This is a genomic window from Salmonella sp. A1325 (assembly GCF_056991255.1).
The window spans coordinates 745,822-757,318 of the sequence record NZ_JAMLWO010000001.1; the positions used below are offsets into that span (position 1 = coordinate 745,822).

General features: G+C 48.3%; 15 protein-coding genes. 5 read left to right on the forward strand and 10 right to left on the reverse strand.

Going from position 1 to position 11,497, the window contains the following annotated elements; translation table 11 throughout:
- Positions 1-105: 105 nt before the first annotated feature.
- Positions 106-1,260 (forward strand): glucans biosynthesis protein MdoC, encoded by a 1,155-nt coding sequence (mdoC, locus tag NAZ64_RS03895; RefSeq protein WP_023207972.1) that lies wholly within the window; start codon positions 106-108, stop codon positions 1,258-1,260.
- A gap of 16 nt (positions 1,261-1,276) precedes the next feature.
- Here the strand turns inward: mdoC and NAZ64_RS03900 are convergent, their stop codons facing one another.
- From NAZ64_RS03900 to csgB, 6 genes are all read right to left on the reverse strand, one after another.
- On the reverse strand, positions 1,277-2,764 hold the full coding sequence (locus tag NAZ64_RS03900; RefSeq protein ID WP_220569270.1) for a phospholipase D family protein: 1,488 nt from the start codon (positions 2,762-2,764) through the stop codon (positions 1,277-1,279).
- Entirely contained in the window at positions 2,700-3,239 is a 540-nt protein-coding gene (ymdB, locus tag NAZ64_RS03905; protein WP_220569271.1) for an O-acetyl-ADP-ribose deacetylase, read from the reverse strand. The genes NAZ64_RS03900 and ymdB overlap by 65 nt, the downstream gene beginning before the upstream one ends.
- 87 nt (positions 3,240-3,326) lie before the next feature.
- The gene (locus NAZ64_RS03910) at positions 3,327-3,647 is read right to left on the reverse strand and encodes a type 1 fimbrial protein (protein ID WP_000111254.1); all 321 of its coding nucleotides are present in this window, start codon (positions 3,645-3,647) and stop codon (positions 3,327-3,329) included.
- Between the two features lie 130 nt (positions 3,648-3,777).
- A complete protein-coding gene (gene csgC / locus NAZ64_RS03915) occupies positions 3,778-4,104 on the reverse strand; it encodes a curli assembly chaperone CsgC (protein ID WP_000557256.1) in 327 nt (108 codons plus the stop codon).
- Positions 4,105-4,165: 61 nt separating this feature from the next.
- Complete coding sequence (csgA, locus tag NAZ64_RS03920) at positions 4,166-4,621, reverse strand: curli major subunit CsgA (RefSeq protein ID WP_000771416.1); 456 nt, start codon at positions 4,619-4,621, stop codon at positions 4,166-4,168.
- A 41-nt stretch (positions 4,622-4,662) separates the two neighbouring features.
- Positions 4,663-5,118: a curli minor subunit CsgB gene (gene csgB / locus NAZ64_RS03925; RefSeq protein ID WP_000791656.1), complete on the reverse strand. Its 456-nt coding sequence runs from the start codon at positions 5,116-5,118 to the stop codon at positions 4,663-4,665.
- 754 nt (positions 5,119-5,872) lie between these two features.
- Here csgB and csgD point away from each other — a divergent pair.
- Genes csgD through csgG form a run of 4 tightly spaced genes read left to right on the forward strand, consistent with a single transcriptional unit; the run spans position 5,873 to position 8,226 of the window.
- Positions 5,873-6,523, forward strand: a complete 651-nt coding sequence (gene csgD, locus NAZ64_RS03930; protein WP_000481517.1) for a biofilm master transcriptional regulator CsgD — start codon at positions 5,873-5,875, stop codon at positions 6,521-6,523.
- Between the two features lie 4 nt (positions 6,524-6,527).
- Positions 6,528-6,923, forward strand: a complete 396-nt coding sequence (csgE, locus tag NAZ64_RS03935; RefSeq protein WP_000833307.1) for a curli production assembly/transport protein CsgE — start codon at positions 6,528-6,530, stop codon at positions 6,921-6,923.
- Between the two features lie 26 nt (positions 6,924-6,949).
- Positions 6,950-7,366 carry a curli production assembly/transport protein CsgF gene (gene csgF / locus NAZ64_RS03940; RefSeq protein WP_001264073.1) on the forward strand — a complete coding sequence of 139 codons (417 nt, stop codon included), beginning with the start codon at positions 6,950-6,952 and terminating at the stop codon, positions 7,364-7,366.
- Between the two features lie 26 nt (positions 7,367-7,392).
- The gene (gene csgG / locus NAZ64_RS03945; RefSeq protein ID WP_001137620.1) at positions 7,393-8,226 is read left to right on the forward strand and encodes a curli production assembly/transport protein CsgG; all 834 of its coding nucleotides are present in this window, start codon (positions 7,393-7,395) and stop codon (positions 8,224-8,226) included.
- A 38-nt stretch (positions 8,227-8,264) separates the two neighbouring features.
- Here csgG and NAZ64_RS03950 read toward each other — a convergent pair whose 3' ends face one another.
- The 4 genes from NAZ64_RS03950 to ghrA all read right to left on the reverse strand — a co-directional run bounded on the left by NAZ64_RS03950 (position 8,265) and on the right by ghrA (position 11,186).
- Positions 8,265-8,747: a DUF1097 domain-containing protein gene (locus tag NAZ64_RS03950; protein WP_131046408.1), complete on the reverse strand. Its 483-nt coding sequence runs from the start codon at positions 8,745-8,747 to the stop codon at positions 8,265-8,267.
- 100 nt (positions 8,748-8,847) lie between these two features.
- Complete coding sequence (locus NAZ64_RS03955) at positions 8,848-9,402, reverse strand: TorD/DmsD family molecular chaperone (RefSeq protein ID WP_001001890.1); 555 nt, start codon at positions 9,400-9,402, stop codon at positions 8,848-8,850.
- Between the two features lie 23 nt (positions 9,403-9,425).
- The gene (locus tag NAZ64_RS03960; protein ID WP_115286124.1) at positions 9,426-10,163 is read right to left on the reverse strand and encodes a phosphatase; all 738 of its coding nucleotides are present in this window, start codon (positions 10,161-10,163) and stop codon (positions 9,426-9,428) included.
- 84 nt (positions 10,164-10,247) lie between these two features.
- A complete protein-coding gene (gene ghrA, locus NAZ64_RS03965; protein ID WP_220569272.1) occupies positions 10,248-11,186 on the reverse strand; it encodes a glyoxylate/hydroxypyruvate reductase GhrA in 939 nt (312 codons plus the stop codon).
- Positions 11,187-11,497 lie beyond the last annotated feature (311 nt).

An 11,497-nucleotide genomic window follows, 5' to 3' on the forward strand; every position in this document is an offset into this window, starting at 1 on the left:
CTTATCCTGGAGACAGGTTGTCGGAGTTGGTGTAGGGTTGCTACCGAATGTAACTATAATTCGCCTTATGGATAAGGTGAAAAATCTGAGAATACGTGACCTTATATGAGCTCTGTACCCGCGCCGCGCGAATATTTTCTTGACTCTATCCGCGCATGGCTGATGTTGTTAGGGATTCCCTTTCATATCTCGTTGATCTATTCCACTCACAGTTGGCATGTCAATAGCGCCACGCCATCATGGTGGCTAACCCTGTTTAACGATTTTATCCACGCTTTTCGTATGCAGGTGTTTTTTGTTATTTCTGGTTATTTTTCGTACATGTTGTTTTTACGTTATCCGTTAAAACGCTGGTGGAAAGTACGGGTAGAACGTGTGGGTATTCCCATGCTTACCGCAATCCCTTTGCTTACCTTGCCGCAATTTATCCTGTTGCAATATGTCAAAGAGAAAACAGAGAACTGGCCTACACTCTCTGCCTATGAAAAATATAATACGCTAGCGTGGGAACTCATTTCACACCTGTGGTTTTTACTGGTGCTGGTGATATTAACCACAGTCAGCATCGGGATTTTTACCTGGTTCCAAAAAAGGCAGGAAACAAGCAAGCCTCGTCCCGCCGCAATATCACTGGCCAAACTTTCGCTTATTTTTTTCCTGCTGGGGATGGCTTACGCCGCTATCAGGCGCATTATTTTCATCGTATATCCGGCAATCCTCAGTGACGGCATGTTCAATTTTATTGTGATGCAAACGCTATTTTATGTGCCATTTTTTATTCTCGGCGCGTTGGCCTTCATTCACCCCGATCTGAAAGCGCGCTTCACCACGCCCTCACGCGGATGCACTTTAGGCGCTGCCGTTGCTTTTATCGCGTATCTGCTGAATCAACGTTATGGGAGCGGCGACGCCTGGATGTACGAAACCGAATCCGTGATTACGATGGTAATGGGGCTGTGGATGGTGAACGTGGTATTCTCACTGGGGCATCGCTTGTTAAACTTCCAGTCCGCGCGTGTCACCTATTTCGTGAATGCTTCGCTGTTTATCTATCTGGTGCATCATCCCTTAACGCTTTTCTTTGGCGCGTATATTACGCCGCATATCTCCTCCAACCTGATCGGGTTCTTGTGCGGGCTGATATTTGTTATGGGTATTGCGTTAATTCTGTATGAAATTCATTTACGCATCCCGCTCCTGAAATTTCTCTTTTCAGGTAAACCGCCGGTAAAACAAGAAAGCCGCGCCGCGATCGGGTAGTTTTCCGCGCGCGGGTTCACAGCAACCATTCCACAGGTAAAATTGCCGCCAACCGTACCAGAACTCGCTGCCAGAAACGCGTAGCGGGTTCTTTCTTTAACACCTTTTCCTCTTCTTGCTGACGATCGATCCAGTTAATTCGTCCCCAGCGATCCAGCCGCAGTTGCCAGGCCGCATCGCGTTGGCTCTGCGTAAAACGCTTATGAATAAGCGTCGCCAGCGTTTCACTTTCAATGACAAAACCCATTTCGGTATTTAAAAGCGTTGAACGGGGATCAAAATTAAGCGACCCGATAAACACCTTACTACCATCAATACTGAACGTTTTAGCATGTAAGCTGGAACCTGAGCTCCCGGTGAGTCCGCGATCATGTACGGCGGTTTCATGTTCGCGGGTCGGTTTCAGTTCGTAGAGCTCCACGCCATAACGCAGTAATTTCTTTCGCCAGCGCGCGTACCCTGCGTGAACGACCGCCACATCGTTGGCCGCCAGAGAGTTAGTTAAGATGGCGATCTTCACGCCCTTCCTGACCAGATTAAGCAACTGCGCCACGCCTGCGCGCGTAGGGACAAAGTAAGCGGAAATAATGTCGATACGCTCCGTCGGCGACCCCATCACGTCAAATAATCGCTGCGGAAGAAGCGAATGGCGCTGCGCCTTCCCCTCGCCTTTAGAAGGGTCATCGCTAAGTAAGCGTGTTTTTGCCCAAATCAGCGGCAATGTTCCGCGATCGAGATCCGCCATAAACTGACTGGTTTCCAGCTTATGCAGATAGCGGCGGGTGATCTCATCGTTATACCAGGATTCGGGAAGTTCGATACGCTGCGTCAGTTCCTGCTCAGAAAGGGATAATACTTGCTGCAATGTCGACACTGAACTACAGCGCCAGTAACGTTCAAAATCATTGGCGACATCATTGACCACCGGGCCAATGGCCATCACGTCCAGATCGGAAAATAGCGGCTCCTCGCCAGCGCCGAAATAGGCATCGCCGATGTTGCGCCCACCGACCAGCGTCACTACGCCGTCGGCAGTGTAACTTTTATTGTGCATCCGCCGATTCAGCCGCGCAAAATCCGTCAAATATCCCAGCGCGCGTAGTGTACGAAAAGAGAAAGGATTAAACAGACGAACTTCGATATTAGGATGGCTATCCAGCAAGCGCAACGTATCATCCAGACCAGGCGTATTGTTATCATCCAGCAGCAGACGAACATGAACGCCGCGCTTCGCCGCCGACAGCAGTACCGAAAAGAGCAGCCGCCCGGACATATCGTCTTCCCAAATATAATACTGCACATCCAGCGTCCGCGCCGCCATTTCGGTCAGGCGGTAGCGGGCGGCAAAAGCGTCCAGACTGTTATCCAGCGCGAGAATGCCGCACTCTCCGGGATGGCGCGCGCATAGCGGTTCAACGGCACGCTCCAGACGTGTTTTATCAGGCAGGGTCGTCGCCTTGCTGAGTAAGTAATCTTGCGTAAAGCCGGGCAGTTTCTTCATCATAACAGACAAAGTATACCTGTTCAGGCAGAGCGTAACGGGTAATAAAATCTGAAACCGTCCTGACGGCGATCTCAGCGGCCTGGGCGCGTGGATAGCCATAAACGCCGGTACTGATTGCCGGAAAAGCGATGGAACGAAAGTGATTCGCCTCGGCAAGCAGCAAACAATTCCTGTATGCCGCTTCGAGTAGCTCAGCTTCCTGGCGTTCGCCGCCTCGCCAGACGGGCCCCACTGTGTGAATAACCGCCTTTGCCGAAAGCTTGCCAGCAGGCGTAATAACCGCATGTCCCGTCTGACATTCGCCCTGTTGCTGGCGGATGAGTTTACAGGCGTCCAGCAATGCCGGCCCCGCCGCGCGATGAATCGCGCCGTCTACGCCGCCGCCGCCCATTAATGATGCGTTAGCGGCATTCACAATCGCATCGACGCTAAGTTGAGTGATATCACCCTGTATGACCTGAAGACGTGATGTCATAACCCCCCCTTTGGGTCTCACCTTATCTGCAAAGTGTACAGCAGGGCTTTCAACAGAGTCGCTCTTTTTATATCTATGACACCGCCGTTAACGATACTCAATATTCATCACCGCCAGGCTTTTTTGCGCATCGAGATAATGCAGCCGCACCGTCGCAATGGACTGAATATCCTGCGGTAATCCAGATGCCTGCCGAAGGTCAATCCGGTGCATTTGCTTTTTACCTTCGCGTAGGCAGGTTAAATCAATATTTTCGGCGTGAGTAGAAATATCGCACAGTGGCTCAACAATCGCGCCGCGAAAATGGATAACGCCGCCCTGTACCGTTTGTTGCCCTACCGCAGAATGGATAAAAAAAGCGCAGATACACAGGCCTATGGCAGGGATATTTTTCTTGATTACGGACATGTTAACTCCTCAATGATTAGTCATCCTCGAGGGTTCGGCGTTACCTTTTAGCGACATGCCGAGACGATGAGACGCTTTTATCGCCTCTTTATACCCAGGTCAGCCAATCCATTTCCGCCACCATCAAAAACTACTGTGCAGAAGGCGGCCATTGTTGTGATAAATGCAGTGATTGTCCGTCCGAAACAGTAACAATAATTTTAACCGAGTCCTCTGAAGATATATTTACACTAAGACGAGACAACTCAATCGGTTGATTAGCAGGTAAAGATAGCGTTTGTTTTTGCTGTGTATGGCTTTGTCCCCCTACGCCGTCGCGCACAGAGAGAATTTGCACCTGACAGACGCAGGGTTCGTTTAATGTGACTTGAGGGATCACCGTGTAAATATCGCCTTGCTGAGTTGTGGTAAACGTAATCTGATTTGAAAGTGCGGCAAGGAGCAATAAAGTATGCATAATTTCCTCCCGAAAAAAAACAGGGCTTACGCCCTGTTTTTTTATTAGCGCAGACGCTAAATTAATACTGGTTAGCCGTGGCGTTGTTGCCAAAACCAACCTGACGCACCATTACGCTGGAATCAGATGCGGTCTGATTAACCAGCGCGGCGTTATTACCGCCGTATTGGCCGACAGTAATATCGGAGTTTTTAGCGTTCCACTGGTCGATGGTGGCATTGTTTCTGAAACCATTCTGAGTCAGTTCAATAGTACTATTATCCGCACCCTGGCCTACATCGGCGCCGTTACCATAACCGCTCTGGGTAATGGTCGTTTCAGATTTACGGGCATCGCTTTGCAGAGCAAGCGCAGCGTTAGCGGAACCGTACTGATAAATGCTCAACGTTGAGTCCGGGCCGGAACTATTGCCGCCGCCGTTATGATTACCGCCGCCGCCCCATTGTGGAACGACGCCTGCCAGAGCACTGCCAGAAACTACGATTGCTGCGAATGCTGCCACTTTTAAAAGTTTCATGGTAAAACCCCCATCGGATTGATTTAAAAGTCGTAACGGTATTAGCGTTGGGTGACGCGAATAGCCATCTGCGACTGTTTCTGCACTACAACTGCTGTTTTCTGCGTACCGTACTGGGTAATATTGGCCTTATTTCCAGAGCCTTTCTGGATAATAGCCGCACTATTACCGTAAGCGCTTTGCGATATACTGGCATCGTTGGCATTGCCCGTTTGCTCAATATATGCAAAGTTATAATTCCCTGCCTGGTCGACTTTCGCCCGATTATTTCCTCCTTCTTGTGAAATAACGGACAATAGTTTTGATCCTTCCTGGCGTACTCTGGCACTATTATCCGTGCCGACTTGACCAATAATGGCCGCCTGATTAAATGAAGACTTGCTTAATTCATTTACCGCAAAATTATATTCTGAACGAGCCAGATCATAATTTGTCGCGGTTGCAATCCCAGGCGCACCCAGTATTGTCAACATCATAAATAACAATTTGTTTTTCATGCTGTCACCCTGGACCTGGTCGTACATAGCGAAAACTATCTATTGCTTTGTTAGCGACATGCGTTTTTTGTTAACGCGTCGTTACGATGAAGAGTATGTCCGTGGAAACATTTTTAATAACTCACCCACGCGTGGTATTTTGTTATTTAAGCTCATACCAAAGTGCTAATAAAACGATAGCCACGTGATTTTTTATAATTGATTTTTGGCCACAGAAGATAGTGTATCGCGCACCTAAAAAATGAAGTGTTGGTGTGTGTTATGCCGCCATGGGGATGTTCTTATGCTTCCCATGGGGGGCAATACGCACAAGACGTGACACACTTCGTTTTTTTTGTCTTTGTGCTGTCCAGGTTAATGCCACGTCTCAAATTTTAAGAAAAAATAAAATCAAAACATGACATACAATAATTAAAATGATTAAAAATCAATGGATTATTATAATTTGTATGATTTTTTAAATCTATGCAATAACAGCAAAATGTACAACTTTACTATCAATTCTAAACTTCAAAAAAACCCAAAAACAACATTTTAATATATATTTTTACATCTTGTTACAAGTTTAACACTTGCTTTAAGATTTGTAATGGCTAGATTGAAAACAGTTAAAAGTATTTTCGTAAATATTTTTCTCTTTCTGGATAATGGGCTATTTCAACCCACAGCAGTGCAACATCTGTCAGTACTTCTGGTGCCTTTATTTTATGGGGGCAGCTGTCAGATGTGCGATTAAAAAAAGTGGAGTTTCATCATGTTTAATGAAGTCCATAGTAGTCATGGTCACACACTATTGTTGATCACAAAGCCATCTCTGCAAGCTACGGCATTATTGCAACATTTAAAGCAATCGCTGGCCATAACCGGAAAACTGCATAATATTCAACGTTCTCTGGAAGATATCTCAGCCGGTTGCATTGTTTTAATGGATATGATGGAAGCGGATAAGAAGCTTATCCACTATTGGCAGGATAATTTAAGCCGCAAAAACAATAATATAAAAACATTATTGTTAAATACCCCTGACGATTATCCCTACCGTGAAATTGAAAACTGGCCTCATATTAACGGCGTGTTTTACGCCACTGAAGACCAGGAACACGTGGTCAGCGGATTACAGGGTATTCTGCGGGGCGAATGCTATTTTTCACAAAAATTAGCCAGTTACCTGATTACACACTCAGGAAATTACCGCTACAACAGCACCGAGTCCGCATTACTCACTCATCGCGAAAAAGAGATCCTCAATAAGTTACGTATTGGTGCCTCTAATAATGAAATCGCCAGGTCGCTATTTATCAGCGAGAATACGGTTAAGACACATCTTTATAATCTTTTCAAAAAGATAGCTGTCAAAAATCGCACCCAGGCAGTTTCATGGGCAAACGATAATCTCAGGCGGTAAGGCCATGAAACGCTATCTGACCTGGATTGTAGCAGCAGAGTTACTGTTCGCTACCGGAAACCTGCATGCCAATGAAGTTGAAGTCGAGGTTCCCGGATTGTTAACCGACCATACCGTCTCTTCGATAGGACATGAATTCTATCGTGCATTCAGCGACAAATGGGAAAGCGAATACACCGGCAATCTGACCATTAATGAAAGACCCAGTGCGCGTTGGGGAAGCTGGATCACCATAACGGTAAATCAGGACGTTATTTTCCAGACCTTTTTATTTCCAATGAAAAGAGACTTCGAGAAAACCGTCGTCTTCGCATTAGCGCAAACAGAGGAAGCATTAAATCGCCGACAAATAGATCAAACGCTATTAAGTACGAGTGATTTAGCGCGTGATGAATTCTAAAACATGATTTTTATCCGGAGGCTGTCATGCGTGTTAAACATGCAGTAGTGCTGCTCATGCTTTTTTCGCCATTAACCTGGGCTGGAAATATGACGTTCCAGTTCCGTAATCCTAACTTTGGTGGAAACCCCAATAACGGTTCCTTTTTATTGAATAGCGCCCAGGCGCAAAATTCATATAAAGACCCCGCTTATGATAACGATTTTGGTATCGAAACCCCCTCAGCGTTGGATAACTTTACGCAGGCTATTCAATCGCAAATTCTGGGCGGCTTGTTGACCAATATTAATACCGGGAAACCAGGACGTATGGTGACCAACGATTTTATTATCGATATCGCTAATCGCGACGGACAGCTCCAGCTCAACGTCACGGACAGAAAAACGGGAAGAACCTCGACCATCGAAGTGTCAGGTTTACAAACTCAGTCAACCGATTTTTAAGCTACAGTCACTAAAGGATATAAATCATGCCGCGCTTACTTATTTTGGTTGCCGTTTTATTGTTGAGTGGATGCTTAACTGCCCCGCCGAAACAAGCTGCGAAACCGACATTAATGCCCCGCGCACAAAGTTACAAAGATTTGACGCACTTACCTGCTCCCACCGGTAAGATCTTTGTTTCGGTATATAACATTCAGGATGAAACGGGCCAATTTAAACCTTACCCGGCAAGTAACTTTTCCACGGCTGTGCCACAGAGCGCCACCGCTATGTTGGTCACCGCGCTGAAAGATTCGCGCTGGTTTATCCCGCTGGAACGACAAGGCTTACAGAATCTTTTGAATGAACGGAAAATTATTCGCGCAGCCCAGGAAAACGGCACCGTGGCGATGAATAACCGTATCCCGCTTCAGTCGCTGACGGCGGCAAATATTATGGTGGAAGGTTCTATTATTGGTTATGAAAGTAACGTCAAATCCGGCGGGGTCGGCGCAAGATATTTCGGTATTGGCGCCGATACGCAGTATCAGCTGGATCAGATTGCTGTCAACCTGCGCGTGGTTAACGTCAGTACGGGTGAGATCCTTTCTTCGGTGAACACCAGTAAAACGATCCTTTCCTATGAAGTACAGGCAGGCGTGTTCCGTTTTATTGATTACCAGCGCTTACTGGAAGGCGAAATCGGCTATACCTCGAACGAACCGGTGATGCTATGTCTGATGTCAGCCATTGAAACCGGCGTTATCTTCCTCATTAATGATGGTATCGATCGCGGCCTGTGGGATTTGCAGAATAAAGCGGACAGGCAAAATGATATTCTGGTGAAATACCGTGAGCTGTCAGTACCGCCAGAATCCTGATGAATACGACAAAGCGTGGGGAAGACCCCACGCTTTTTTTATTTTGTGACCGCCGTATTCGCTGAATGTTGCTCGTGGCGTGATGCCAGCCATAGCCCACTATTTTTCATGGCATAGCCAAAGATTAGCCCCAGCGCCAGCGACGGTAATACCAACCGCCAGTCACCCTGCCCTGCAAATGTCGCACAGGCGCCGATAAATGTTCCCGGGACAAAAGAAAGCAATAGCTGCTTTGCCTGGATACACATCAGGAATGCCACGATCCCCGTCAACACGTAACTGACAATTTCCAGATGCGGCGCCAGCGCGCTACCGTGAATAATGACCAGCGCCCACACCATACCGCTTAACAGCGTACAGGCGGAAATCAACAATCCCTTAAAGCCACCCTGCGGACAGGCGAAATAAGCCGTACAGCCTAAAAAACCGGCCCAGCTTAGTAACCCCAGGGAGACGGCCACCCATCCCCATATTCCAGAAAGGATGCCCGTCGTGATAGCAATAGAAAGAAGTATGTTCATGGCGCGCATCATAACAGAAAAGCGGCACATTAATGAGATCACGCACACATTTTATGCAATGATGCAAAACCAGTTGCAGTTAAAAGTGATTTACATCACATTATTCTTCATCTTCTTCCTGAAGTTCATCCCACATGGCCCCTATCGCATCACGCGTTAGCGGCGCCAAAGTGCGCCAGAATGGTGTAACGGCATGGGCTTCAACTTTACCGAGGAAGGTATTGCACCAGGGAAGCAGATAATCGGCAAATAAGGTTTCCAGCGCTTCACTTTCATCTTCGGCAGACTGATCTTCCAGCCAGGAGGCCGCGAGCAATAAAGTACCAATGTGATCGGCAGGCGTATCGGCCAGCGGCATCCCTCGCGACGTTAAAAAAGCGCGCACCTCAGACTCTTCCGCGCCTTCGACCCACGCACTGCGGTATGGCGCTACCGCGCACTCTTCCCCAACAAATAACGCATTGTAATCAGTGGAAATCTGCGTGATATCGCAGCTTTTCTGTAAACGCGCCAGCATGTCATCCTGCTCCAGCGGCCAGTTTGCCGCCAGTTTACCTTCACGGATTAACGTAAACAGCGGAACCAGTAAAGGATCTTGCGGTTGGCGGTAATACAACGATCCCAGCACACGGCACAGGATTGAAAACTCATTCATTGATATCTTCCCGTAAATAACGATTAAAGTTCGGCAAATTCCGGTACAGGCGCCATACCGCGTGATTCGAGGAAGGCCAGTAAGCGCTGCGGCGAGACGTTCAGGATTCGATCTTCCGGAAAATTCACCGCATCCAGAATTTTCCGGCATTCGGTGAAATCGCCAAGCGTAAAGGCCGTATGGGAATCAGAGCCTAACGCTACCCAGCCTCCCGCATCGCGTACGGCGGCAGCAACCGCGCGGCAATTATCTTCGCTTCCTTTACGCGAATGCAGAAAAGAAGAGTTGTTGATTTCCAGCGCTACATGGTGTTTTGCCGCCGCCTGCGCGATGGCGTTAACCTCCACTGGATACTTTGGATTTCCGGGGTGACTAATTATATGCACCTTGCCACTGGCGATGGTCGCGATCATCGCCTGGGTATTGGTTTCTTTATCATGCGGCGCAAAAACGGGCTCATGAAAGCCTGCGATAATCAGATCCAGCGAGTCGAACATCATTCCGGAACAATCAATTTCACCGTTAATGTTCTTGATATTCGCCTCAATGCCACGCAGTATCCCCACGCCGTCAACCAGACGCGGCCAGATGCGCATGTTAATAAAATGCCAGTGATGCGGCGCATCTTCCATGTCCGGACCATGATCGGTAATCGCAAAAAGTTTAATGCCTTTGCGTTTGGCTTCCGCGATATAATCGCTCAGGGTACTGTAGGCATGAGTGCTGGCGACGGTATGCATATGCAGGTCAACGGGATACATTGCTCTCTCCTGTAGTCATTTCCGACAAGGATAGCAGGTATCGCCAGCGTTTTTTAGCGAAACCCGGCCCGCGCCGGGTTGATGTCAATATCCTCTCGCCCGATCCACCTGCCCCGTCACCGGCTCTCCCTTCTCCAGTTGGGTAATGGTGCGGCTAATATAATCGATGGCTTCCGCCGGACGGGTGACTGCCGCAATGTGCGGCGTCATGGTGACTCGCGGATGGTGCCATAATGGACTTTCCTGCGGTAACGGTTCCTGGCTAAAGACATCCAACATCGCGCCTTTTAGCTTACCGCTATCAAGCGCAGCCAGCAGATCCGCCTCCTGAACATGAACGCCGCGCGCGAGATTCAGCACGTAAGCGCCATCCGGCAATTGATCCAACAATTCGCTATTAATAATTCCTACCGTTTGGGCCGTATTCGGCAGCAGATTAATCAGCACCCGCGTCTGGTTCAGGAAAGCGCGCAGCTCTTCACGCCCTACATAACTTTCCACGCCAGGCCAGGATTTGCGGCTACGACTCCAGCAACGTAACGGGAACCCCCACGCCTGTAGGCTTTCTGCCACTTTTGCGCCCAGTACCCCTGCGCCCATGATACCGACGCTAAATTCTTCGCGGGTATATTCCGGCAACGGTTTCCATAGCGCCTGATTTTTCAGCGCCTGATAATCATCGAAACGACGGAACCAGTGTAATACCTGGCTGACGGCATACTCCTGCATTTGCAGGCCCATTCCGGTATCTTCCAGACGGAATAGAGGAATGGAGGCATCCAGCATTTCCGGATGCGCATTTAATTTACTCAGAATTGCATCCACCCCCGCGCCCAGCGCAAAGACGGCTTTTAAGCGTCTTCCGGCCAGCATTTCAACCGGGGGCTGCCATACAAGCGCATAGTCTGCGGGGTTGTTATCACCGACCTTCCATTCACGAACGCGCGCATGTGGGAGAGCCTTCTCCAGCGCATTTACCCACCAGGCGGCGTTAAATGTCGGGTGATAAAAAATTATCTCCATGTTATCTCCTGAGCAGTATTGTGCGGAATGTGATTGCGCCTGTTATCAGCGTTTTCAACGGGATGTGCAGCATAGCAAATTTCCCGGCGCGGGCAAAAAAAGCAGTTTTCGCTTATTAAAGCCACAGATTGGTGGAAGTTTGTATAAACGCGCTTTTTTTTAAAAAAGTTGATTGACGTAGAAAAGATATTTCCCTACATTAGCGCCCGTTCCAGTAATGCTGGAGCGACAATTTGGTGAGGTGTCCGAGTGGCTGAAGGAGCACGCCTGGAAAGTGTGTATACGGCAACGTATCGGGGGTTCGAATCCCC

Bases quoted from the DNA above. Each gene is read 5' to 3' on its own strand.
- mdoC (WP_023207972.1), top strand. From the start codon at position 106: ATGAGCTCTGTACCCGCGCCGCGCGAATATTTTCTTGACTCTATCCGC.
- NAZ64_RS03900 (WP_220569270.1), bottom strand. From the start codon at position 2,764: ATGATGAAGAAACTGCCCGGCTTTACGCAAGATTACTTACTCAGCAAG.
- ymdB (WP_220569271.1), bottom strand. From the start codon at position 3,239: ATGACATCACGTCTTCAGGTCATACAGGGTGATATCACTCAACTTAGC.
- NAZ64_RS03910 (WP_000111254.1), bottom strand. From the start codon at position 3,647: ATGTCCGTAATCAAGAAAAATATCCCTGCCATAGGCCTGTGTATCTGC.
- csgC (WP_000557256.1), bottom strand. From the start codon at position 4,104: ATGCATACTTTATTGCTCCTTGCCGCACTTTCAAATCAGATTACGTTT.
- csgA (WP_000771416.1), bottom strand. From the start codon at position 4,621: ATGAAACTTTTAAAAGTGGCAGCATTCGCAGCAATCGTAGTTTCTGGC.
- csgB (WP_000791656.1), bottom strand. From the start codon at position 5,118: ATGAAAAACAAATTGTTATTTATGATGTTGACAATACTGGGTGCGCCT.
- csgD (WP_000481517.1), top strand. From the start codon at position 5,873: ATGTTTAATGAAGTCCATAGTAGTCATGGTCACACACTATTGTTGATC.
- csgE (WP_000833307.1), top strand. From the start codon at position 6,528: ATGAAACGCTATCTGACCTGGATTGTAGCAGCAGAGTTACTGTTCGCT.
- csgF (WP_001264073.1), top strand. From the start codon at position 6,950: ATGCGTGTTAAACATGCAGTAGTGCTGCTCATGCTTTTTTCGCCATTA.
- csgG (WP_001137620.1), top strand. From the start codon at position 7,393: ATGCCGCGCTTACTTATTTTGGTTGCCGTTTTATTGTTGAGTGGATGC.
- NAZ64_RS03950 (WP_131046408.1), bottom strand. From the start codon at position 8,747: ATGAACATACTTCTTTCTATTGCTATCACGACGGGCATCCTTTCTGGA.
- NAZ64_RS03955 (WP_001001890.1), bottom strand. From the start codon at position 9,402: ATGAATGAGTTTTCAATCCTGTGCCGTGTGCTGGGATCGTTGTATTAC.
- NAZ64_RS03960 (WP_115286124.1), bottom strand. From the start codon at position 10,163: ATGTATCCCGTTGACCTGCATATGCATACCGTCGCCAGCACTCATGCC.
- ghrA (WP_220569272.1), bottom strand. From the start codon at position 11,186: ATGGAGATAATTTTTTATCACCCGACATTTAACGCCGCCTGGTGGGTA.